At 32.0% G+C, this 25,444-nt stretch carries 19 protein-coding genes and 1 pseudogene; 7 read left to right on the top strand and 13 right to left on the bottom strand.

Features of this window, described 5'->3' with window-relative positions:
* Positions 1-292: 292 nt before the first annotated feature.
* The 5 genes from AACL09_RS05710 to putA all read right to left on the bottom strand — a co-directional run bounded on the left by AACL09_RS05710 (position 293) and on the right by putA (position 9,801).
* The gene (locus tag AACL09_RS05710; protein WP_339047662.1) at positions 293-1,192 is read right to left on the bottom strand and encodes a hypothetical protein; all 900 of its coding nucleotides are present in this window, start codon (positions 1,190-1,192) and stop codon (positions 293-295) included.
* A gap of 198 nt (positions 1,193-1,390) precedes the next feature.
* Positions 1,391-1,570 (bottom strand): hypothetical protein, encoded by a 180-nt coding sequence (locus AACL09_RS05705; protein WP_339047660.1) that lies wholly within the window; start codon positions 1,568-1,570, stop codon positions 1,391-1,393.
* A gap of 123 nt (positions 1,571-1,693) precedes the next feature.
* Positions 1,694-5,641, bottom strand: a complete 3,948-nt coding sequence (locus tag AACL09_RS05700; RefSeq protein ID WP_339047658.1) for a hypothetical protein — start codon at positions 5,639-5,641, stop codon at positions 1,694-1,696.
* A gap of 92 nt (positions 5,642-5,733) precedes the next feature.
* A complete protein-coding gene (locus AACL09_RS05695) occupies positions 5,734-6,648 on the bottom strand; it encodes a tyrosine-type recombinase/integrase (RefSeq protein ID WP_339047656.1) in 915 nt (304 codons plus the stop codon).
* A 30-nt stretch (positions 6,649-6,678) separates the two neighbouring features.
* Positions 6,679-9,801: a bifunctional proline dehydrogenase/L-glutamate gamma-semialdehyde dehydrogenase PutA gene (gene putA, locus AACL09_RS05690; protein WP_339047654.1), complete on the bottom strand. Its 3,123-nt coding sequence runs from the start codon at positions 9,799-9,801 to the stop codon at positions 6,679-6,681.
* 158 nt (positions 9,802-9,959) lie between these two features.
* Here putA and folP point away from each other — a divergent pair, with 158 nt between their 5' ends.
* Together folP and AACL09_RS05680 are read left to right on the top strand one after the other, a co-directional pair.
* Positions 9,960-10,769: a dihydropteroate synthase gene (gene folP, locus AACL09_RS05685; RefSeq protein WP_339047652.1), complete on the top strand. Its 810-nt coding sequence runs from the start codon at positions 9,960-9,962 to the stop codon at positions 10,767-10,769.
* Positions 10,770-10,920: 151 nt separating this feature from the next.
* Entirely contained in the window at positions 10,921-11,307 is a 387-nt protein-coding gene (locus AACL09_RS05680; protein WP_339047651.1) for a hypothetical protein, read from the top strand.
* A gap of 224 nt (positions 11,308-11,531) precedes the next feature.
* On the opposite strand, the gene AACL09_RS06555 is transcribed toward AACL09_RS05680, so the two are convergent.
* Together AACL09_RS06555 and AACL09_RS05675 are read right to left on the bottom strand one after the other, a co-directional pair.
* Entirely contained in the window at positions 11,532-11,681 is a 150-nt protein-coding gene (locus AACL09_RS06555) for a transposase (protein ID WP_410519801.1), read from the bottom strand.
* 51 nt (positions 11,682-11,732) lie between these two features.
* Complete coding sequence (locus AACL09_RS05675; protein WP_339047649.1) at positions 11,733-11,939, bottom strand: hypothetical protein; 207 nt, start codon at positions 11,937-11,939, stop codon at positions 11,733-11,735.
* 852 nt (positions 11,940-12,791) lie between these two features.
* On the opposite strand from AACL09_RS05675, the pseudogene AACL09_RS05670 reads away from it, so the two are divergent.
* Positions 12,792-13,035: pseudogene (locus tag AACL09_RS05670) on the top strand (transposase); the annotation flags it as partial.
* Positions 13,036-13,170: 135 nt separating this feature from the next.
* On the opposite strand, the gene AACL09_RS05665 reads toward AACL09_RS05670, so the two are convergent.
* Positions 13,171-16,071, bottom strand: coding sequence for a phosphoribosylformylglycinamidine synthase subunit PurL (locus tag AACL09_RS05665; protein WP_339047647.1), 2,901 nt, complete (start codon positions 16,069-16,071; stop codon positions 13,171-13,173).
* 156 nt (positions 16,072-16,227) lie between these two features.
* Here AACL09_RS05665 and AACL09_RS05660 point away from each other — a divergent pair, with 156 nt between their 5' ends.
* Positions 16,228-17,085, top strand: a complete 858-nt coding sequence (locus AACL09_RS05660) for a hypothetical protein (RefSeq protein WP_339047645.1) — start codon at positions 16,228-16,230, stop codon at positions 17,083-17,085.
* A gap of 25 nt (positions 17,086-17,110) precedes the next feature.
* On the opposite strand, the gene AACL09_RS05655 is transcribed toward AACL09_RS05660, so the two are convergent.
* Positions 17,111-18,286 carry a phosphoglycerate kinase gene (locus AACL09_RS05655; protein ID WP_339047643.1) on the bottom strand — a complete coding sequence of 392 codons (1,176 nt, stop codon included), beginning with the start codon at positions 18,284-18,286 and terminating at the stop codon, positions 17,111-17,113.
* A gap of 114 nt (positions 18,287-18,400) precedes the next feature.
* Complete coding sequence (locus AACL09_RS05650) at positions 18,401-18,922, bottom strand: gamma carbonic anhydrase family protein (RefSeq protein WP_339047641.1); 522 nt, start codon at positions 18,920-18,922, stop codon at positions 18,401-18,403.
* Positions 18,923-19,167: 245 nt separating this feature from the next.
* On the opposite strand from AACL09_RS05650, the gene AACL09_RS05645 reads away from it, so the two are divergent.
* A complete protein-coding gene (locus AACL09_RS05645) occupies positions 19,168-19,623 on the top strand; it encodes a hypothetical protein (RefSeq protein ID WP_339047640.1) in 456 nt (151 codons plus the stop codon).
* A 201-nt stretch (positions 19,624-19,824) separates the two neighbouring features.
* Here AACL09_RS05645 and gshA read toward each other — a convergent pair whose 3' ends face one another.
* Positions 19,825-20,985, bottom strand: a complete 1,161-nt coding sequence (gene gshA, locus AACL09_RS05640; RefSeq protein ID WP_339049043.1) for a glutamate--cysteine ligase — start codon at positions 20,983-20,985, stop codon at positions 19,825-19,827.
* 134 nt (positions 20,986-21,119) lie between these two features.
* Between gshA and hslV the strand changes: the two genes are divergently transcribed.
* Positions 21,120-21,674 (top strand): ATP-dependent protease subunit HslV, encoded by a 555-nt coding sequence (gene hslV, locus AACL09_RS05635; RefSeq protein WP_339047638.1) that lies wholly within the window; start codon positions 21,120-21,122, stop codon positions 21,672-21,674.
* Positions 21,675-21,756: 82 nt separating this feature from the next.
* Entirely contained in the window at positions 21,757-23,220 is a 1,464-nt protein-coding gene (hslU, locus tag AACL09_RS05630) for an ATP-dependent protease ATPase subunit HslU (protein ID WP_410519836.1), read from the top strand.
* 40 nt (positions 23,221-23,260) lie between these two features.
* On the opposite strand, the gene AACL09_RS05625 is transcribed toward hslU, so the two are convergent.
* Positions 23,261-24,127, bottom strand: coding sequence for a hypothetical protein (locus tag AACL09_RS05625; protein ID WP_339047634.1), 867 nt, complete (start codon positions 24,125-24,127; stop codon positions 23,261-23,263).
* Between the two features lie 76 nt (positions 24,128-24,203).
* Positions 24,204-25,403 carry a sugar phosphate nucleotidyltransferase gene (locus AACL09_RS05620; RefSeq protein ID WP_339047632.1) on the bottom strand — a complete coding sequence of 400 codons (1,200 nt, stop codon included), beginning with the start codon at positions 25,401-25,403 and terminating at the stop codon, positions 24,204-24,206.
* Positions 25,404-25,444 lie beyond the last annotated feature (41 nt).

Below are 25,444 nucleotides of genomic sequence, written 5' to 3'. Positions count from 1 at the left end.
CTTTTTATCACAAAACCTAACTTGTATCATATGTTAGCTATAGTATACCATTAATCTCTGGGACTGTACATCTAAACCTTAACTTCTCTAAATTTGCTCATAATCTCTTAACTTGACGCGTATAATTTGTTGAATATTCCCACCTTTATTCTATTGAGTAATTAGAAGATGTTGTATGTAAGTTTATTTATAATGTTACGTAAAAAAGCCTTTTGCTTTTTTTATCTTCTTATTTGTAAAGTTCGGTATGAATCATTTTGGTTCTCCAGCAACTGCCATTTGATCTATAAATTCAAGACATCTTTGAATTATCAATTTTGACTTTATATTTATCATACAGATGCCTAATCAATTGTTTTTTAAGCGCATCAACACTACCGCGTACAAGCTCATCTTTCATTGTCTTTATTGTGACTTCATCAGCTTCCTCATTAGCATTTTGTACTTCCTTTAACATCCCTATAAGAACATCATTTTGATCTTTTATTGGTTTTGTTAAACTACCTTCTTTTATAGTAAATACTTCATCAATTAAATCTTTAGGTTGAGTAAGACGTTCAGCATCTATAATTTCAAAGCGACTAAATACCTGTTCTTTAGAGAATTCTATACCTTCTATATTGGAAATATCTGCTTCAGCTTGTAATTCAGACTCCAGATCACTTGCAATTTCATACATCTGTCTATTAGTAAACTCATTGTGCCATAACTCAATTAGTGAGGATTTACTCTCTTGAAAATCTTTAAGTCTTGGAGCAGTAATGTCAATAACCGTTACAAGAAAATGACTAACTTGAAAATCGTGGTCAGTAGAAAAACTGACAAAATGTGTTTTGTCATCATTTATTGAAAATACTGCTCGGATAAAAGCATCAGTTTTTGGTAAATTGTCAAATTTGTTACCATTTTGATCTCTTTCGTTGTTATCTATTGGACCGATTATATTTACACGTGAATCTATATTATACTTACTTAATACCTCTTCAATGGTAAGTGTAGCATCGCCTTCAAGATCTTTTGACTCTACTTGTGCATACTTTATTGTTCTATATTCTGGAGTGTAAAAATTTGATTTATATTTCTCATATAAATCTTGCAGTACATCCTCTTCAGGATATGGTATTTGCTTAACAGCAGATGGAGTAATTCTAATTACATCTGCTATCCTACGTTGATGGCGATTTTGGTACATTCTATTTATCAATCGAAAGGTAAATGCGATGGATTTAGATTATCAAAAAGACAGTTCATAAATATAGTTATTGGTAATGTTTTTTTTAGATCATTTATATACTCATCTTCTGTAATATTTGCATACTTTAAAACTTTTTACCCTTATTAAATTTCCCTTGCTCATCTTGGAAGTATTTTATACTTTTAAGATGTTTTTTTATGCTCTAATCTTAAGATTAAGTTCATCTACCAAGTTAAGTAATAGTTTTTTTTCTATTAACCTTTGCAGTACAATGTACTCTACATTAAAAATTTGTTCTTCCGTTAGAGGTTGATCTAAAACTTGTTTGATGTATTTAAGTTCATTCTTATAGGCTGCTTTATATTCAGAAAGCAATACTTTTTCTTACTAATCTTTGCTACAACTTTCTCATGATTATGATTTATTAATATATTCCCGTAAAAATTAAAGCTCCTACTATAAAAATAACTGCAGAAAAAGTTAATATTCTTCTTATGCTCATGCTGGAGTACTTTGCAATGTGTTAAATGCATTTTGCACAAATGCTGGATCACTTAAATATTCTGAAACCTTCGAAAAATTATACATGTCATTGTCTATTATATTTTGATTTCCTTTTGCTTCATCTAGTTTAGGATTATCTATTACACATTGTTCTCTTTGATAGTAATAAGAAAAAGTACGATATTCATTTTTTGTTTTATGGAATAAATTTCTAATAAGGTTAATGCAGAATATTGTAAATATAAGATGTACAAGACCATTAATGAATGAAGCAAGCCTTTCTTTAGCATTACCATGTTCATGATGATCACAATGTGATTTCGTTTTCTTAACTTCTTGCTTAATTTCAGACCAACGCTTTTTTAATTCACTTTCACCAATTATACCATCTTTAAATTCGTTAAACAGTACCCAAACGTCCTTTAATAGCTCACCTCTTTGGTATACCATTTCAATTAATGCTCTTCCTACGTCTGTTTCAAGAAAGTGATCATAAACCATACCCAGCCCTGCATGATCAAGCATAATTTCTGGAACATCAGTAATTGTATGAGCGACGTTCAATAAACCTGGGATTTGTACAGCAATATAATATGCAGCAAAAGCTACTGCAAACACTTTTGGATCTTGAAATTCTTCAACAAAATCTACCGTATATTCTTTTACACGAGAAACAAGTGAAACCCTGCCACGGTCTATTCCAAGGATTAAAGCGGCATTTTCAGCTCCATGAGATGGAGGTGCAAGCAGTGCGCAATTATCACTAAAGGCTGCTCTAAACTGATGTAAGCTGTTACTCTCATGGTTTTTAGCAGTAAGTTGATCGATGCTACTCAGCATATAGTGCGCATCTGCGATATACCGAGTAAAAATCATTTCGTAAGCACTGAGCTCATCTGCTGATACTTGTCTTTCACAATTACGGAGTTCTTTTAATTTTTCACTATAATCATGAAGCGCAACTTCAGCACTTATATGGGCTTTTGTGGTTCGAAAAATAGGTTCTGCTTTTTTTATAGCAAAATCTATATCAGAGTTTTCTAAAGCATTTCTTGCCCATTCTATTGCTGCAATTTTTTTATCTAATGTTTCTGGATCAACAAATTCTTTTGCTTGGTTATTTATACATTCTTTAATAATATTTCTGGCATTATCAAATTTCACTTCCTCTTGTTTTTTTGGTAACAATTTAGTTTGAAGAGAAGTTGCTACCATAAGGTCATATATTTTCATTCTGTAGTTTTCTGCTGCAATATCTTTTCTTGCATACTGTGTTTTGTCATTACTTTTAGAAATTTCTGTTAAAAGTTTTTCTGGATATTTGCTTAACAAATAATGGAACTCATACTGAAATTTGATAAAATTCCAATCTAAAGTAGATTTGAAATTGCTTTTATTATCATTCAAGTCACACATGCTTGAGAAGTTCTTAGAAAGCTTAGGGAATTTTATATCTCTACCAAATAAATCTATTTCAATTTGAGATTTGAGGTTGTTAAAAACGTATTTAATTCTTTCGCTATTTGACTTGAGACCTTCTGCCTGTGATTCTTGCCATAACTTTTGTATTGAGGATGATATATTATCTATGTTATGCTTTTGACCCAGCATTATATCTTTTTTCTTCTCTATCTTTTCTTTTACTTCACATCCTTCTTCTTTTTGTTTTTTTATTTCACATTTTTCTTCCTGTTTACTGTTTGTTATTTTATCATATAAAAGAATTAAGCTGCCATTTAATCCGTAAATTCTGATTGTTTCATATAGTGCTTTAAAACCGCTACTTATTCCCTGAACTACTTTACCTATACCCTTTGTTAGGTACCTAATTGTTTTTGAAACAAGACCAAAAAGTAAGATATAATCAACACATCTAACTATTAGACCTGCTAGATCAACAGCAAGTATAAATATGCTATCTATAATAGTATCAAGCCCAAACATGACGACAAAGCCGTCAAATATTCCACGTAGCGAATTTATCATTCTGTCTACCACTACTGGCGGCATAATACCCAAGCATGACAAAACCCTACCAGCAATTGCAGCAGCAGAGGTAAATAAGATAAAGATAGTAAGTAAAGTATACCATAGAATTTTATTTTTACCTAAATAGGTAAGTACTTTCTCTTTTGCTCCTGATATTCTATGTTTTTTGCGAAATTCTTTTATTAGCCAACTTGCTTCATGTTTACTTTCTACAAACTCCTTATCATCTGTGCTTAAGCTCAAAGCCTCTCTAATATTTTTAGAAAATTCAGAAGTCTGAATAACTCTATTCTTTGTATATAATTTTTCCTTTAGAGTTTTACCTTTATATTTTGTTCCTGTCCGTGATTTACTTGGGTTTACATGAGACAACCAGATTGAAAAAAGTGGAACATAGTATGAAACATTATAAAGCCACTGTTTAAACGCCAGCCACCTACTTTGCTCAATGTGTACTTTATTTTTTTTATCGGAAGGATCATTGACTATTGCTTCTAATTTACGGGTAAAATCAAGCGTATCCTTCTTGCTATTTAAAACATCATTACTTTTAACTATCTTCCATAATTCACCTGCAGCGTCAGTGTTTTTTACACTAAGAAATTCAAATAATGGATGTAATTTAAGTTGATTAAGTAGCAATTCGTTTTTACTTTCTTCGTTACCTTTATAATCTTGGATATTCTTTAATATATCATTATGTAACTCTTTTACTTCTTTACGCGTAAAATTAATCACTATATCACGCTGCTCTAAATCATCTGTAAGCAGAAAATCATGTACAAGTAATAGCTCATTTATATCACTATGAACTTTTCTGCATGTTTGATTTAAGAAAATGTCCAAATCTTTTTCTGTTAGAACGCTCTGAAAAGTAACTAAAAAAGTAATTTCAGAATCTATGTGTGCAGTTAAAGCACGGAAATATTGCTCAGCCTGTAGTACCCCTTTATCATCTGTAAATTTATCAAAAAATTCTTTGTTTGCCGCTATGTTTTTTCTTACTTGATAGAGGGCTTTGATTGCTTCTTCTACTGATGCATTATCTTTTTTTACATTATTTATACTCTCAATAAAATCAGTAACTTCCTTCTCTAATTGTTGAGTTCCATTTTTACTTTTTATAAACTCTATTATTAAAGAAATAACATGAGTTTTCTGCTGCTCCAAAGACAAATCTTTTTCTAAACTTTGTTCTCCTAAAATTTTTGTAATTGCTTCTTGCCAGACGCAAAAAGGTGCATAAATTGTTTTCTGATCTTCGCCAATTGAAAATCCTTTTGGTAATTCTATAGAATTCTCTTCTTCTGTTAATTTTTTTAAAAATCTATATAATATACTATCTTTCCAATTATTTGAAATAGTCAAAGCATACTGACCTTTATATTCACCTTCATCAATATAACTAAAATGCAATCTTAATAACTCTGGATTAGGAAAACAAAGAGGTATGAGATTTTCATATTCATTTTGCTCTTCAAGACGCCCTGGATAGCCTTCATCATCATACATCCAATTTAAAAATTGTTTTGCTCTGCCGCCACCAGCCCTTTGATCATGTATATAACGATCTTGACCATGCTCATATAAGTTTATGCAATACTCATGCCATCCTGGAGTTGCTCCAAATAACAAAGATGTTATAAGCCTTGTACTATATTCATCATCATTACCCCAAGCCCTAATAGGATTAGCCATCTGTTCTTTTTGGTAACGTAATAAGTCAGCTTTTGTAATTTTTAGATATTTTTCTTCTCCGTCAGTAAACTCAGTAAAAAGCTCTTTTGGAATGTGAGAAAACATCTTTTCTCTATTCTCCTTGGTATCTTCGGTGTCTTTGATAAGAAAAGAGCTAAATTTTTCTTTTATATCTTTTGAATCAGTACCTAATAGGTAACCTGAATGTAAAAATTCACTAAGAGATTCTTTTATAAATTTATCATGAAAAAGCACCCAAGCCTCCTTTTAAGGAATTTACATATTAATAATTATAACAACCAAATTTAACAAATGCAAATTACTATTAATCTTTCTATATTTTTTATTTATTTCTTGTTATTCATTTGTGGGTGGAAATTTTTATAAGTATCAATAACATCTTTATGATTTAAATGAGTATAAATCTGTGTTGTTGATAAATTTACATGGCCAAGTAGTTGCTGAATTGATCTTATATCAACTTTTTCTCTAAACAAATGTGTTGCAAAACTATGCCGAAACGCATGTGGAGTGACAAACTCAGGTAAATTAGCTATTTTCCTTACCTTTTGCAGGTAATTGGCAAAATAAGTTCTACTTAACTTTTTTCCTCTGACGCCAAGAAATAAATCTTGATCTTGTATTTTATAGCTAAGATAAGGACAAAATTTTATATATTTTTCTATTTGCTTTTTCACTATGGGAAGCATAAATACCCTTCTTTCTTTGCCTCCTTTGCCGGTAATAGTTAACTCATCATTCCCTACATCCTTTAACTTTAAACTTAATGCTTCACTAATTCTAAGCCCACAGCCATAAAGCAGAAGAACAATTGCAATATTACGCTGCGCAACCCAAAAATCTTCCTTTTTTATCTCCTCCATAGTGGTTTTGATCTCGTCATTTGATAACACTTTAGGCAAAGTTCTTCTTAGAATCGGCTTTGATATAGAATATATGGTTTGATTATCTATGTCGTAATAATTACTGATATATCTAAAGAAATTGCGCACTGCTGATAAGGCTCTAGCATTAGATTTAGCACTTATGTTGTTTTTATGACGGAAGCTAAGCCACCCCCTTATGTTACGCAAACTCAAATCTTTCAGAGTCTTAAGTGTTACTACTTCTCCCATACTTGAGTTTAAGAATGACATCAAATGGTTTAAATCTCTTCTATAAGCCTCAAGAGTATTTTGCGCAAGATTTCTTTCCAGTCTTAGCCATTCATACCAACTCTCTACAATTTTATATAAAATCATTAGATCTATTAAAAATAAGACAATATGCAATTAAGGTTCTAAGCATAACAGAGCAGAATTGCCACCCATAGCAGTAGAATTCACGCTTATTACTTTTTCCACAGAAAAACGGTGTAAATAATATGGTCCACCAGCTTTAGGGCCAGTACCTGACAAACCCCTTCCACCAAATGGCTGCATCTCAACTATTGCACCTATTTGATTTCTATTAATATAGATGTTACCTGCAGATATTTTACTGCTAATATAATCAATATTGTTTTGCACGCGGCTCTGCAGGGCAAATGTCAGGCCATACCCAGTGCTATTTATAGCATCAATCACCTTATCAAGATGTGATTTTTCATAACGTATTATGTGCAAAATTGGTCCAAAAACTTCTTGTTTTAACTGTGAAATATCTTCTATCTCATAAGCATGAGGAGGAAAAAAGTAACCATTATCACAATGATGTGATGTTTTACAAAGAAGCTTTCCTATTTTTGGCATTTTCTTTGTATGCCCATATAACATCTCAAGCGAATTTTTATCAATAATTGGCCCAATATCAGTACTAAATAACATTGGATCTCCAACTCTTAGTTCTTCCATAGCGCCGCATATCATTTTTATTTGTTTATCCGCTATATCATTTTGAATAAATAAGACCCTCAGTGAAGAACAGCGCTGACCACTGCTACCAAAAGCAGAGAGCAAAGCATCTGCTGTCACTTGTTCCAAAAGAGCTGAGCTATCTACTATCATGGTATTAAGCCCACCAGTTTCAGCAATTAGTGGAGCTATAGGGCCATCTCTTTCAGCTAGCATTTTATTAATTAATAATGCAGTTTGCGTTGAACCAGTAAAAGCAACACCAGCAATTTTCTTGTTAGGTATTAAAGTCTTTCCTAAAAATTCACTATCTCCTGGAAGTAAGCTGAGTACATTTTCTGGTATTCCAGCACTAAGAAGTATCTTGATTGCTTCATAAGCAATAATAGGCGTCTGTTCTGCTGGTTTTGCTAAAACAGTATTGCCAGCTACAAGTGCAGCAGCAACTTGTCCAATAAATATAGCAAGTGGAAAATTCCAAGGAGATATGCATAAAAAAACTCCCCTTCCTTCAAATAAAATAAAGTTATCTTCACCGGCAATGCCTGGAAGCACTTTTGGTTCACTTAAATCATTCTTTGCAACAGCTGCATAGTAACGTAAAAAATCTATTGCTTCTCTAACTTCTGCAATTGCATCACGTACAGTTTTACCGGCTTCTACTATAAGTAAGTAGATTAATTTTAACATATTTTCATTTTCTATCGAATCAGCTGCTTTTTCTAAGCATTCTGCACGAGTTTGTACTTTAGTATTCTTCCAATCAGGCCATGCATGATATGTTATATCTAAAGCTTCCAAGGCTTGTTTTTTATTTGTATCTGATACATACCCAACAACATGTTCTAATCTTGCTGGGTTTATAACCTGTGCATTGCTTGAGTCAGAAAATTGACCATTTACTATTGGTCCTACTTGCCACTCCGTGTTTGCAAAGCTTTTTATACCTTCTTCTATTTTCAACATAGATATAGAATCGTTTATATCTATACCAGAGGAATTCTTTCTTTTTGGAATGATATTTTTAGGTAAAGGAATACTTGGATGAGGATTGTAATCAAAACTTTTTGCTTTATCTATCGGATCTGCAATCAGTTCCTCGACGTCAATCTCTGGGTTATTTATTTGATTAATAAAAGAGCTACTCGCTCCATTTTCAAGCAAACACCTAATTAAGTAACATAACAGATTATCATGGCTACCAATTGGAGCGTAAATACGGCAATTTATGTTACTGGCTAGTTCTGATGTTATGTAGTCATATAAATTCTTTCCCATCCCATAAAGACGCTGAAACTCAAAACCTGAATGGTCTTTATCAGCAAGCTCAATAATAGCAGAAAGTGTATGAGTATTATGAGTAGCAAAACAGGGATAAAAACTGTTTCCTTTGCCTAAAAGCTTTTGCGCACATGCAAGGTATGAAACATCTGTATATGCTTTTCTAGTAAAGACTGAGTAATCATTAAGCCCGAGCTCTTGTGCATTTTTTATCTCAAAATCCCAGTATGCACCTTTTACAAGCCTTACCATCACTTTGTGTTTAGATCTAATAGCAACATCTTCAATAAAATCTAGCACTGATAAGGCACGCTTTTGGTAAGCCTGCACTGCAAAACCAAGGCCTTCCCATCCATTGAGCGATCCATCTAAGCGTAAAGCCTCAAAAATAATTAGTGAGGCTTCAAGTCTTCTTGCCTCTTCTGCATCTATACATAAAGAAATATCATATTCCTTTGCAGCACAACAAAGTTCTAAAATTTTAGGTATCATCTCGCTCTTAATACGATCAAGTTGGGTAAATTCATAACGTGGATGCAGAGCAGATAATTTTATCGATATGCCGTCTGATTTAAAAGGTCCTTTTGCATTTGCAGCGCTACCTATAACCTTTATTGCATGCATATACGAATTAAAATAATCATTTGCACTCTCAGCAGTATACGCAGCTTCACCTAACATGTCGTAAGAATACAGATCTTTATTCTCATTAGACCCTATATCCAAAGCTTCTTCTATTGTTTCTCCTGCAATAAAATGTTTACCAAGCATTGACACAAATTGAGTGACAGCTCCACGAATAATAGGTTCACCAAACCTTTTAATGAGATTATTAACTATATTATACCACTTTGAATCTTCAACATCTTGAGTAAGTATACTTTTTCCTGTAGCAAGAGCCCAAGTTGAAGCGTTTACAAATAAAGAAGAAGATCTTTTTGCACGTTTATTCCATTGACAATTTGCAATTTTGTCCTTAATGAGTTCATCTATTGTACAATTATCTGGTATACGAAGCAGTGACTCAGCAAGACACATCAATGCTATACCTTCATCACTCGTAAGTGAATGTTTTTGTATAAATGCGTCAATAATATTCAACTTACTATCTTTGATTTTTTCAATTATCTGTTTTGCAACGTTATAAATTCTAATTTTTGATTCGTTGTTAATATCGATGCTTTCAACAAGGTAACGAATATGGCTCTTCTCATTAACACAATAAAGCTTCTGAATATGCTTTCTTATTTCACTTGGAATATAAATAGAATTATCAGACATAGAGAATCTCTAAAAAATACAATAAAATTGCCATAAGCTACATTATAATTTTATTTATAGTGTCTAAGAAAAATTTAATATCAATGCTTTTTACTAATTTAGATTTTATACTAAATTATATTTAGCTATAGTCAATCATACCTATCGATAACTGTAAGATGATTACAAAAATAATGGGCATTTTAAACATTACACCAGATTCATTTTCAGATGGAGGAAAATTTTTAAGTCAGAACGCTGCTTTAAAATATGCTGGGTATTTAATAGATAATGGCGTAAATATAATCGATATCGGTGCTGAGTCAACAAGACCTGGAGCAATCCTAATAAGTGAAGAGGAGGAATGGAATCGCCTAGAACCTGTTTTACAGAAAATAACTGATATGGCTCATAAGGCAAAGATTGAAGTGAGTGTGGACACAAATAAAGCAAAAATTGCAGAAAAAGCGATTAATATTGGTATTGACTATATCAATGATGTTAGTGGTACATATGATAAAAAAATGGCAGATATCATATCTCAAAATAAAACAAAGCTGTTTTTAATGCATAACCTGGATGTACCTGCAGATAAAAATAATATTCTTCCTAAAGGAGCTGATCCTACTCACGAATTAATAGAATGGTTTAAAAAGCGCATTGCAGTTTTAAGTGATTTAGGCATTGCCAAAAACAACATAATTATCGACCCTGGTATAGGCTTTGGTAAGGATGCTGAGCAATCTTGGTATATTATTAATAATATAAATAAATTAAAAGAACTAAACCTTCCAATATGTGTTGGTCACTCGCGTAAGTCTATGTTTCATATTTTGAATGAGAAACATAGCGATAATTACGAAATAGAAACACTCACAGTTTCAATTGCACTTGCGCAAAAAGAAATACAATACATCAGAGTACACGATGCAGCGCTCCATCTGCAAGCATTTAATGTGTTGAATAAGTTTGGTAATGTAGGTACATAATAAAAATATCCACATGTACGTTTAGCACCTCTTGGTACGCTGTCAACAAAATGATAAGATTATAGCTTAATAGTTATAATTATTAACTTTTATATTTAAAAATATATTGATAATTATTAATTTAGTAATATATTATTCTAATGAGGTAATTATGAATATAAAAGAATTACAACAAGAATTAATTGGCATAATATCTTGTATTCCAGCATCAAGTGAAGATTCTAATGATAAAGATAGAGCTCTTGAAATTATTCAAGCTTTAGGTCGTGATCATATCAATGATATAATTTCGTATGGTTCTAAAAAAGGAACCATTTTAGACTTTATAATAGAGTTTGACTCTAGACCCGATCCGGAATCCAATCGTATCATAGCAATGGGAGATAATACATTCACGTGGAACAGTCATAGGACAAGGTTAAATAATAAAACATTAGTAGAATTAGAAAAAAGTGTTAAAAGCTTTGGTGGAAAGAAAAGTGAAGATTTAAGAGACCTATTAGATAGGACTATAAGAACCTGTCTTAAAAAGATGTGAAGAAGAGAATATACTGAGGTAAGTATAGATGGAGAGGGAAAATGTATCCAAGCGATATAGGTGATAAAGAATGGGAAATGCTAGAGCCATACATTTTACAAGGGACAATAGGACGACCAAGAAAATATGATATCAGAACAATGCCATAAGATACATAATGAGAGGTAGTGGAGCCAAAGACCGTGGAAAATAGTATACATTTTAGATGGCGTAATAATGGTAAACTATATCTTTTCTAAACTGAATGATAAACCTAAATAATAGCTTGACCAACAAGAAGAAGAAATGTTGATGCATTTGAGGTAACTTTTGATGGTATGCGAGCAATGCTCAATGGGGTTCAAATCCGGAGAATATGGAGGAAGATAGAGCAAATGACAATCAGCTTTTTCTATTAGTTCCTTTGTTTTAGGAGTTTTATTGCATTATCCATAACTATCGCACTGTAATTGTGGTAATAATATTTGTTCTAACCACAGATTAAGCACCTCTTTGTCACAACCTCCTGTAAAGGTCAGAGGTGCAATGAACTTTTTCCCAATCCATCCACCAATCATACTGATCCTCTCGCGTTTCTTACCAGTGCGTATATTTTCTCTCCTCTTGTCCATATTCTCTATATAATCTTTCATCTCTTGATAAATTTTTTTTAATGTGATTTTTAGCTCTCCCGTAAATCTAAGCTATCTCTTTATATACTAAAAATTTCATTATACCTTTATCACTTATTTTTGAAAGTACTATAGCTTATGAGCGGAGAATCGGAGTGTATTATGAGGATTCAAGCACCGACACAATTGTCCGCAGAATTCGAAAGAAGTCTGTTGAAGGAGCTGAGAAATATTGTAACAGATTATAAATCTGCAAATTCAACCCAATTTTTGGCTTCAATATTTATTCTTAGCATTTATAAATTTCATTATGTAAAAAGTAATTTTCATGAAGGATTTAATCAATTTATAAATTAACAAACATAGTATTTTATGTAGTTAGGTGCTCGCCTTCAGCCTTAGTATTTCAGTATTAGGTCTACTTTAGTTTATTTATAAACACACAGTACGTTTGATTTAAAGTATCATGTAGTATTTTGTACTAAATACAGATATTTACAGGTGAAATAGCAGTAGAGAGATTATCAGAGAAACATGTGTTACAAATTACTAGATATTGTAACTTACATATTCTATGCCGCCCACTATCCAAGTTAATACAATATATCAAACCAAGAATTTGAACACTTAAGAAAAAGATATTGGGGCCAGCACCTTTGGGCAATTTGCTGTTACTGTTGGTAATGTAAATTCTACAGATGTACAGAAATATATTGAAAGTTCATAATAAACATTTAACATCTCTGAATTTTTAATCTGCTTTATAAGCGTTACCACCAGCTCTAGCTGGTTGTAATTGATGAATGATTTGAAGAAAAGCTTCAAATAGAGAAATCGCTAAAAATTTGAGCTGGAAGAAAAATGGGAATGTAGTGGCAAAATAATTGGGAAACTGGCTATTTTAAGTACTCAGATCCTGTTAGGCGGATAGTTTACACTACCAATCCCATAGAGGGACTGCACAGGCAAATCAGGAAAAAACCAATTTACCAGTACAAATGCCTTGTACAAGCAATTATACTGTGCTATAAAAAAGATAGAGCAAAATTGGGCTTTAACCATCTCTCAACTTAATATTTTCTTTCCTAATAGATTAAAAATTCAGTTGAGTTTTTGACACAGTTTGTTGAATACTCCCCTGGCTTTCGAATTTTAGACGCATGAGTAAGGATTATGAACATTCTTCTACCACTTCTAAAACCAATATCTTCTTTAATATATTATGTTACGTAAATTGGCTACTTAATTACTTTCAAGATATGTTCTGAGGTAATTGCATGCGCATATAACTAAATTCTTTATAACTTTTCTCTAAAATAGCTAGATCTATAGTTGTTGTATTATTTATATCAAGTAATTTTTTTTCAGTAACTATACCAATATTAGAATAAGGAATATTAGAAAATAATTGCTCAAATTTCTTTTGGTTATCAGGCGCAACTGTCACAAGTACTCGGCTTTGTGACTCAGAAAACATTACTACTTCATTTACTATATTTCTATCTTCTATTTGCCCTAAAATGACTTTAGATAAATCTATTTGTGCCCCAAGCTGTCCAGCAATTAATGATTTTATCAAGGCAACAATTAGTCCACCTAAATTTGGTGCAATTGCCGAAGCAATTAGTTTTTCTGCTACTGCTTTTCCATAAGTATCATATAATTCTTTTGCGCTTTGGGCTGAAACTTTTGGTACATTATTGCTGCCAATGCCGCTGTACATTTGATATTCAGATCTACCAAGCTCATCGTATGTCGTGCCAAGAACATATATTAAATCACCTGGAAATTTAACATCAAGTGATATAGAATTTTCTATATCTTCTATTACGCCAACTGCAGATATAAGTAGTGAAGGTGGTGCAGAAATGGTAACTTCTTTTCCATCTTTATTATATCCTTTAAAATCATTAAACATACTATCCTTTCCTGATATAAAAGGCGTAGCAAAAGCTTTAGCATAATCATAACAACTCTCAACTGCTCTCTTTAGTTGCCACAGTCTTTCAGGATTTGTTGAATCACACCAGCAAAAGTTATCCAGCAGTGCCAGATGATTTATATTGCCACCAGCTGCCACGTAATTGCGTATTGCCGTATCAATTGCACAGGCTGCCATATGATACGTATCAATTTCTCCATAGCTTGAACCAAATCCTTGTGATTTTACAACACCTTTTTTAGATGATAAAATAGGGCGTATTACAACTGCTTCGGAACAAACACAACCTATTCCTTGTAATGGCTTTAGCACCGATGAACCTTGAACTTCATGATCATACTGCATGGCTATAAATTCCTTACTGCATATATTGGGCCTTGCCATCATCTCATGAAGCTGGGTTTCTAAGGAAATGCCATCAAGTTTTCTTTTGCTTTCTGCAGGCTGTTTCGACCAAATTCTTGTTTTTAGAGGTATTTTAGGGTTACCACTGTGGAGAAAATCAGTATCTATATCCATAATTGGATTTTTCTCAGATTCAGAACACTTTATAATTCCTCTACCAGAGTTTGTGAATTCTCCTATAACGCAAAACTCTACATTATGCTTTTTCATTATATTCGCTAGCAACTCAAGTTTTGTAGCTGGCACAGCCAAAGTCATCCTCTCTTGTGATTCTGATATCCATATCTCCCAAGGAGCCATATTGCTGTTTTTTAGTAGTACTTTACTTAAATCCACTTCAAATCCATCCTTTCCCATCTCACCAACTGAAGAGGAAAGACCACCTGCACCATTATCTGTTATAGCGTTATATAAACTTAAATCTCTGGCTTCAATTATGGCACAAGAGAGTTTTTTTTGTGTGGTAGGATCGCCAATTTGCACAACAGTAGAAGTGCTGCTACTGGTTAAAGCGGCAGAAGAAAAAGTTGCACCATGAATGCCATCCTTGCCGGTTCTACCACCAACTATTACGATTTTATCGCCATTTTTAGGTTTTTTAATATGAGATGGCATCTCACCTATACTACGAGGAATGATTCCTAAACTGCCAACAAAAACCAAAGGTTTACCACAGAATCTATCATCAAAATACACAGAGCCTAAAGGGGTTGGAATACCAGAGCAATTGCCACCAACATTTACTCCATCAATGACACCGTTCATAATAAATTCTGGAGATAAAATCTCATTGGTGCACTCTTTATTCCTATAAAGCTTTTCTGGAACTTTCTCAGCAAAGCAAAAATAATAAGTATTCATAATTGGCTTTGCTCCTTTGCCAAAACCAATAATATCTCTATTTACTCCCAAAATTCCAGTCATTGCTCCACCAAATGGATCAAGTGCTGAGGGGCTATTATGAGTTTCAACCTTATCTACAATGAGAAAATCATCATCAAAAACTATGCCACCAGCGTTGTCAGAAAAAACAGAAGTGCAAATACTTGAATTTATCTCAAGCGTGGCGCGTTTGATATAATGCTCATATAGTCCATCTTCTATATCATTTATGGGAGCAGAAAAGATGTTGTGTTTGCAATGTTCAGACCATGTTTGCGCTAATGTCTCCAGCTCTATATCAGAAGGATTGCGTTTTAAAATACGAAAATAAGCTTGAATTGCTTTCATTGCTGGCAATGACAAGCCTAAGTTCCCACTTTTGCCTATCATTTCAAGCTCATCATCTGAAACTTCTAAATTTATGTATTGAACAGAGTTAGTAATACTCTCTTTAGTAAAAGAAATGTTTCCTTCAGTAGTAAAAGAACCATTATAATAGTTTTGTAATGTGTAAGAATTATCAAATCTTTGAATTAACCTGCAACTTTGAATTAAAGGGTTAAATTGCTTTTTTATTTGATCTATGCTTGGTAAACTTCCTTCCCCTAAGATAAGTTTAGCGCTTTTGACACTCAGTGCCTCATTTTGGATACTAATATGCTCACATATGATTTGCTTTGCTGTGTTTCCTAAATTGTCAGTAACTCCAGGTAAAAATGAAATTTCTAATGCCCAATCTGCTTCTGAATCAATGAATTGATACTGAAGTGGCAAAATATCATAAGTATCAAGTTGATAATAACGATATTGCCCTAATACTGGATGTGCTAGCATTTTGCAGATTTTCCCACAAAATACAGCATCAATTGAATTTATCAGATAAACATCTGCAAACCAATGCTTATTTGAAATTTCTATTCTCATGTTAATTTCAAAACCTATTAGAAGGTAACATACTTTTACTTTATTGACTAGATATAGATCAATTTATTACTAAAATAGCATTTTAAATAAAATTATTGACCCAGTTAGTATCTATTTAATGATATTAGTATAATATGACGTTAAAGGGGGAATAACATGCTAAAAGCTTTCAAAAGAATATTAGTTAATTGTGCGAAACTATTACAAAAAGCATTAAAAAACATATATTGGTATATAAGAAAGTTATTTAAAAGCAATGTATCACAAAAGATAGAAGTTGATATAGAAAGTAAAACTACTTTTGTTCAGGAACAAAGTGTAGAATTAGAACAAGAAAACATATTACAGATCTTAGAAAATAACTTAACAAGTCAAGCAGAGAGTACTAACAATTACGACCTTACCACAGCCTTACAATATAACAACTATCTACCAAATTATAACGACGAAATTTCCAGTACAGAAAAAAGTAGTAGAAAAACAAAGCATGATAATATTAGACGTATTCTAAGAATTCAAGGGTACGATTGTTTCGCTGTTGAAAGAATATTCGGTATTAATGATAATATATTCAATAAAATAAAAAATGATGTTGAATTACTAAAAATTGTTTCACAAAATAGCTGCGATGTAGATTATATAATAAATATCTATTCTCAAAATAATTATGTGCGTAATATTCTAGAATTCACACTAAATATAACAGCAATAGAACCTGACAATAGAAGCAAGATAAAACAATGCTTGAGTATAATATTAGCTTTATATGAAACTAAATTTATCAAAATTGAAGATGTTTTTGATGAAAAGCACATAAAAGACTCTGTTTTGAACTGCTTTAAGCATAAAATAGAACCAGTAATTCAAGCTAAGTTTCAACAAAAATGCAATCTTGATTATCTACTAAAAGGAGTATTATCTTACAAAGAAGATGAAAAATCACCAATGCCTAGCTTACAGCAACTCTGTATAGAGAACCTGATAAGAAATACTGATGCTCGAAAAAATGTTTAAATTTTATTTTCATAAATAAATAAAATTATAAAACACTTAAACCAGGCATTTCATTGCCACTTATATATTGCAAAAATGCTCCACCACCGGTAGATACATAAGTAAAATCCTCTATATTAATTCCAGCAGCGTGTATTGCCGATAAACTGTCGCCACCGCCTACTATGCTTTTTATTTCTTTTGTCTTTGTTAAGCTAGCAATTTCTCTTGCTACCTGAAAAGTGCCGTTAGAAAAAGCTGGATATTCAAAAGCACCTAAAGGACCATTCCACAAAACTGCTTCGCAGCTGAGTAGTATTTGCCTTATCTCGTCTAAAGTTTTAGGACCTATGTCAAGTATTACATCATTATCTAAAATAAAACTCAAATCACCTCTAATGAGCCCAAGTTTGTAATTTACATCTTTTGCAACTAAAATATCTTGAGGTAAAATTATTTTGCAGTTATTTTGCGCTGCTACTTTTATTACTTCAAGAGAGATATTCTCTGCGTCTTTTTCATACAAAGATTTTCCTATATTAAAGCTTTGAATTAATAGAAAATTATTAGCAATTGCTCCACCAAGAATCAAAAACTCTACTTTTTTCGCTAAACTGAGTAGCAGATTTATCTTAGTTGATATTTTAGCACCACCAACTATCGCCACTGTAGGTTTGTATTTACAAGATATTATTTCTTCCAAATGATTCACTTCGTCCTGTAAGCAAAAGCCAGCATATGCAGGTAAAAATTTTGTCACTTGGGCAATAGAAGCATGATTACGATGAGAGCAAGAAAAAGCATCATTAATATATATATCGGCTACTGATGACAACTTTTTCGCAAAATCTACATCATTCAACTCTTCCTCAGGATAAAATCTCAGATTTTCAAGCAATATCACATCTCCTGGCATCATTAACTTTATTGCCGTATTTACTTTATCGCCTATACAGTCATCAACAAAACTAACTTGCCTGTTCAGTAGCTCAGATAAAGGTTCAATCACTTGCTGTAGTGAAAGACTGTCATCTCTGTCCTTGGGGTGCCCAAGATGGGATATTATAACTGTCTTGGCATTTGAACTTGCCAAGTAATTAATTGTAGGAATCACTCTTAGCACACGGGTTAAATCTTGAATAGTACTACCAACGATAGGTAAGTTAAAATCAACCCTGAGCAAGACAATCTTACCACTTACATTACAATCTTGAATGATCATAATTAATTAAAAAAAGACCCAATAAAAGAATCCCACAGTTCTTTTATAAAAGCACTAAATAAGTACAAACCGTTGATCATCCATGTTTGTAACTCTGAAAGTATAACATACAATTTATCCATCATTCTCCATATATTGTTTACTTAATTCTATATAATTTGCTGCAGAAATATTAATATTTTCTATCTCCTCCTGCAAAATTTTGCGCAGTAGCTTTGCTGGACGGCCAGCCCAAACTTCTCCACTCTTTACTATTTTTCCTTCTGTAACTAGTGAACCAGCTGCTATTATGCTATTTGATTCAATAGTAGCATTATTCATAATAATTGACCCCATACCAATTAGCACTCTATCACAAACAGTACAAGCATGAAGAATACAGCCATGACCAATTGTAACCATACTGCCAACCTTAGTATCGCCTCCTACTCTATCTACATGAATTATGGTACCATCTTGAACATTACTGCCGTCACCAATATAAATCGATCCCACATCGCCTCTAAGAACAGAATTATACCAAACACTTACGTTTTTACCTATTTCTACTTTACCAACAATATACACCCCCTTAGCAATAAAGGTCCCTTCTCCTATTTTTGGTAAAAACTTTTCATATCTAACAATGCTGGCCATATATAATTTTAAATAAAAATTTCTAAAGCTAAAATATCATTTTAATATACGAGTTTTTATTTGTTTGTTCCAATCTTTGTGTAACAAGTGGTGCAGAAATGTATTCGTTGATGTAGCCATAGAGGAGAAAATTTTGTAAAAACTGTATAATTCACAAGTATTTAGATTACTATAGTAACATTTGGGCTTTTCAAATACTCTTTATTACAGTATATTAATTATAGAATAATATAAGGGGGGGAATGATGAATAGTAATCAAGGTAGCAAATCAAAGGAATGGTCAGAAAAAGAGTTTAGTAATACCTATGAAAGGGTATCTGAAGGAGTTTATGGAACTAATGGGGGTAATATGTTGAGTGCACGAGGACACGTAAATTCGTTTGCAGATCGTGTAAAAGAAGATCGACATGCAGTGTTTAATGAGTTACTATGTGCTGCTGTTGCTAAAGGTGACAGTCTGGTTGTCGATTATTGTCGGCAGAAAGGGGCAGATCCTAGTTATGATACGTATGGTAATAAAACTCTACTAGAAAGTGTTGAATTTTTTAAACCTAAAGAAAAGTATGGAGGTTTTAGGGAGTGGGAAGCAACTGATAATGCTTATGGTAAACCTAACTCTAGCTTAGATAAGTGTAGTTATAGTAATCAAAAAAAACAGAGTAAGGGTAAAAATGACGAAGAAGAATGTATATTAATGTAGGCTCTTTAGGTTCTTACTACATTTTTTAGAGCTTAAGTTATTATATTTTATAGGTTTTACTTCTGATGCTATTTTTATAACTTCAGAAGTAAAGCTTATAGCGTTAATTATATCTAAATTTTTCGGTTATAAATTTTTTACTATGTTTCTTACTCATACATATGTTTTAAAGTAAATAGTAAATTTTTATATGTAAAAATACTAAAATTGGTTAAGCAAGTGTGATTCTTTTGCTGCAGCCAATACTGCTAACTTACTAACTAAATTCCAAACCAGTAGAGTCTTTTTTTCCATGGTAGAGCTAATATCAATAAAATCACAGCCTGAGGAATTTAAGTTGGAATATTTATCTTTATTGCTATTATAACGAAATAAATAACATGCTGGACAATCCCCTACATAATATATCAAGGGTTCTGCTGCACTTTCATGAAAGCGGTCAAAGGTTGGTATTCCTTCCTGTACTATCACGCTGTCAACTTTAACACCATCTTTTATTTTATTCATCTTGTTCCTATTTTTTTTGTTAATTCGTAATATGTCTTCTGCACTAGTTACTGTCATAATACCCATGCCATAGGTTCCCTTATCAGCTTTCATCAACACATATGGTTGCTCTTTTATATTATAAATCTCAAATTTATCTTTTATTTTAATTATTATATCATCCACTGCTGCAGCTACCGCTTCTAGTCCTTGATTTGTAGCAAAGTCAATATTCTTGCAGCCAGTTGTGTAAGAGGATATTAGCCATTCATCTAATTCAAATTCACTACAAAACTCCGAAACGATTTTTTTGTAAATTTCAAAATATCTTGATTTACTTCTGTTATGCCACCCAAGTAAAGGTGAAGGTATTATATCTTGTGTTACATTTTCTAAAATATCTGGAATGCCCTTTGTCATATCGTTATTGATTATAATCAAATCTGGTGTGAAACCTGCTTCTGTTATAAGTAGATTGTCATCTTTTTTGAGAGCTGAAAAGCTTAAATCTACATTTTCGTGATGTACGTACGTTTCAATTCCAGCAAGTTTAAAAATATTTTTAATAGCAACTAAATTGGCTATATATTTAACATTACGCGTATGATTTTCAGGTAAAATCAAAACTTTTTTATACTTTAATAAGTATTTTTGCACAAATTCAGAAGTAAAAATCTGTGACTTCTCGCTTAAATTATTATACCCTGCTGGAAATAGATTTGCATCTACCGGTGCAATCTTATAACCAGAATTTCTAAGATCTATAGAGCTGTAAAATGGAGGTTTAAAATTTTTAAAACTTTCCTCAAACCAGTTGTTTATAGTAGATTCTTTTTTTTTGATCAAAGAATAAATCAGATCGATAATATTTTGCATCAATTGCAGACCTTTTTTTGAAAAAATAGACTATAATACTATCTCAAAAGAGTTAAAACATAATTATTTAAATTATTAATATGGATTTTCATAAAAATTTCTATATAGTAAAATTGTTTTTGCTTAGGAAGTGAATGAATCACGATTATAATAAAATATATGGTACAACGATCCTATCGGTAAGGAGAGGAAAACATGTAGTTATAGCTGGTGATGGGCAGGTATCACTTGGTCATACTGTCATGAAAGCAAAAGCTAGAAAAGTTAGAAGCTGTGCAAACGGTTCAGTAATAACTGGATTTGCTGGTGCAACTGCAGATGCTTTTACTCTTTTTGAAAGGTTAGAATCTAAACTTGATAAGCATCCAGGACAGTTAATGAGAGCTTGTGTTGAGCTGGCCAAAGATTGGAGAACAGATAAATATCTAAGAAGACTTGAAGCCATGATGATTGTTGTGGATAAGTCTATATCACTTGTAGTTACAGGTACTGGTGATGTTCTTGAACCAGAAGATGGTATTGCTGCTATAGGTTCTGGTGGTAATTTTGCTTTAGCTGCTGCGAGAGCGTTAATTGGTATTGAAGGTATGGCACTAAAAGATATAGCAGAGAAAGCAATGAAGATAGCTGCAGATATTTGTGTTTATACTAACAACAACGTTATTATTGAGGAATTAGAAGGAAAATAGGGATGATATATCTTTTAAAATTAAATTTTCTCACTTATTATATAATACTTGAAATTATTTTTATAAAAATATGCTTATTCAAATGCAACAAGAAGAAAATAAAACAGATACAATAAAAAATAAAGATTTTGAAGAAGGTAAGGGTTTTTGTGATAAAGATAAAATTGTAGAAAATAAAGATCTTGAAGAAGATGAAAGTTTAAGAGAAGATAATGCTAGTGATGAAGAACAGAGCTTATACTCTTTATCTCCTAGACAAATAGTACAAGAATTAGATAGGTTTATTATAGGGCAAGGTGACGCAAAACGTGCTGTTGCTATTGCTTTAAGAAACCGCTGGCGTCGCAGTAGGGTGCCACAGCCACTGTGTGACGAAATTATACCAAAGAATATCTTAATGATAGGTCATACTGGTGTTGGAAAAACAGAGATAGCTCGTCGCTTAGCAAAGCTTGCAGGAGCTCCATTTATTAAAGTAGAGGCAACAAAATTTACTGAAATTGGATATGTTGGACGTGATGTAGACTCAATTATTCGTGATTTGATGGATATAGCAATTACTTTGGTAAAAGAAAAGTTTCGTAAAGCTTTTATTAAAAAGGCAGAAGCTTCTTGTGAAAAAACAATATTAAATGCGTTAGTTGGTGAAGATGCTAGTAAGGAAAGCAGAAAAGTCTTCCGTAAAAGGCTTAGAAACAAAGAGTTTGAGGAGTGGGAAATATCGATAAGCATTAAAGAAAATAAAAATATAGTACCTACTTTTGATATACCAGGGATGCCAGGGGGGCAGCTAGGTGTTATGAATATCAGTGAAGTTGTGGGTAAAATGTTTGGTAGCGGTAAAAAATCAAAAACTATAAAAGTAAAGATTAAGGAAGCACGTGAAATACTTGTAAATGAAGAAAGTGAAAGATTAATAGATGAGGACAACGTAATAAAAGAAGCTATAAAACTTGTAAGTAATGATGGTATAGTATTTTTAGATGAAGTTGATAAGATTGCAGCACGTACAGAGGTGAGAGGAGAGGTAAATAGAGAAGGAGTACAACGTGATCTTTTGCCTTTACTTGAAGGTACTACTGTATCTACAAAGTATGGTACAATAAAAACAGACCATATACTATTTATTGCGTCTGGTGCATTTCATTTATCTAAACCTTCAGATCTTTTACCTGAACTGCAAGGTAGGTTACCTATTAGGGTAGAGCTTAAACCTTTAAGTCAAAAGGATTTAATTAGAGTTCTAAAAGAACCAGAATCAAGTTTAATTAAACAATATGTTGCACTTATGAAAACAGAAGGAGTAGAGCTTAATTTTACTGATGATGGCATTGAAACTATAGCTGAGGTTGCCTATGATGTAAATACTAAAGTGGAAAATATAGGTGCAAGAAGACTTCACACTGTTATGGAAAAGCTTGTAGAGGAAATAAGTTTTTCTGCATCTGAAAAAAATGGCGAGAAACTTACTATAGATTGTCAATATGTAAGGAAAAAACTTGATACAATCTCTAATCAACCTGATCTGTATAAATTTATACTTTAATTTATAAAATATTTGATAAATAAAATAACAAATATTATAATTATAAAATTTTTGGAGTATTAACTTCCAAATTAGTAGGTTTTGTATTTTGTAATTTTGAATTAGGTATGGAACAACTTATATTATCCATATCATCATTATATTGTTTTACATCGTCACAGCTATTTAAGTTAGGTAATCTATCTAAATCATCAGAAAAAGAATATGGAACCCCTTCAATTTTAGGTAAACTCCGTGCTGGAAAGTTACAACTAATTTCTAAATTTGAAGTGTCAACAGTAACGTTACCACATCTTGTGTTTAAGATATAACAAGCTTCACAAAAATTCCATGATTTATCATGAACATACCTGCTATCACAAACATAAGACTTATCAATTGATATATCATATTGATATTTTGCTAAAACACTCAGTATATATCTTACATTGTATTTCCCACTCATATATTGACCACCAACCATAATCACTTCCTTTTCACCTACTGGCATATAAGATAAGATATTTGGTAAAAACTTTTGATTTGTTGATGTAGTTATATGAGCTAAAGCTGTTTTTTTACTTTTCTTATCTTGAATAATTAATGCAACACAATCATAAACATCGTTTGTACCAATTTTACCATTACTTATAAAACCAACATTACCTTGATTTATGCGATAGGCTTCTTTATCACTAATTCTATTTTCTCTTGAAAAAATATGATCACTTTTTCCTTTAATATTTTTAAAATCACCATTTTGTTGGTTGCTGATTAAAAAATCAGGTCTATCTTCATCCTGGCGCATAGTGTAAATTTTATCATCAAAATCAGTTACTACATCAAGAAGTGGGGAAGGGAGATTTTTTACAGCACCCAATAGATCACTTTCATTGCTATAAGATTTACCGCCAATGTACAAAACCATGTTAATTTCTCTTAAAAATTAAGTTAATTATATGATAACTTAACCATAAAAGCAATTATTTTTAAAAGTATGAGTTTTAAACTCTACCATAGTTGTCAAATAGTCTTATTATATCATTTTCGGAGATATAGTCGCCTATTTGTATCTCTATAATTTGTAGAGCATTGTCATTACTTTTATTTTCTATTCTATGTATACTCATCCTAGGAACATCAATTACTGCACTTTGATTTGTAGTGTATATCTTAGCGTTTAGTGTAATACATGCAGTGCCAGATAGTATTACATAGTACTCATCTCTATGTCTATGTAGCTGCATTGAAGTAGCACTTGCAGGATTAATATAAAGATATTTTATTAAAAATTTTTCCCTGCTTGCAATTACACTATAAAACCCCCATAGCTTTACTACTTTTTCTTTTATTTTAATATTATCTGATATTATATCTTTCATATAATAAAGCACTGAACTGCTAAAATGATTTTTAATTAGTCTTTCTACAATTGACAATATACCATTCCAAGTCCCAACATCTACCCAGTCAAAAGTAGCTTCTATCATTAAAGCTTTCTTTGTCTTCTGCATTATCATATAATCAAAGGAAACAGGATGGATTTGCATAAAATCTTCTTCTTTTAAATACACTAGATTATTCTGTGTTGTTGAGTTTTGCCTACTTTTTATACATGTTTTATAAACATTGGGCGCAAGTTTTGCAATTTCGCTAAAATAATACTTTGCTTTAAATATAAAAATACCTAAGTTCCAAAAACATTCCTCAGAAGGAATATTTAAAGGTTTTTCAATAAATTCATTTACGCTGTAGCAACTTATAATGTCATTATAGACAGCCTTGATATAACCAAACTCAGAACTAGGATAATTGGGTTTTTTGCCGATAATTACTACAGCATCATTACTTTTTGCTATTGTAATTGCTTGCTCTAAGCATTTTTGAAAATCTACTTTATTCTCTATATAATGATCTGTAGGTAGCACTACAATAATAATGTCATCACAACAATCTGCTATAGCAACCAATATAGATGCAGCCGTTCCAATTTGGGCAGGTTCTAATATTACTGTTGGTTTTTGCAGACAAACAGAGTCTAATTCCTTAATTATTAGAGATTCATACGTAATATTTGCTGTAATTATTGGGGGATTATAACTCTTGTGAAGTCTAGACAAGGTATTGTGCAACATAGTGTTATCACTAAATACTTTACAAAATTGTTTAGGTGGTTGAGAGATGGGCCATAACCTACTTCCCACACCACCACAGAGTAATACAGATTGTATAGGCGTATTTATTA

The organism is Candidatus Mesenet endosymbiont of Phosphuga atrata (assembly GCF_964020175.1).
Lineage (GTDB): Bacteria > Pseudomonadota > Alphaproteobacteria > Rickettsiales > Anaplasmataceae > Mesenet.
This window is presented reverse-complemented; position numbering and strand designations above follow the sequence as displayed.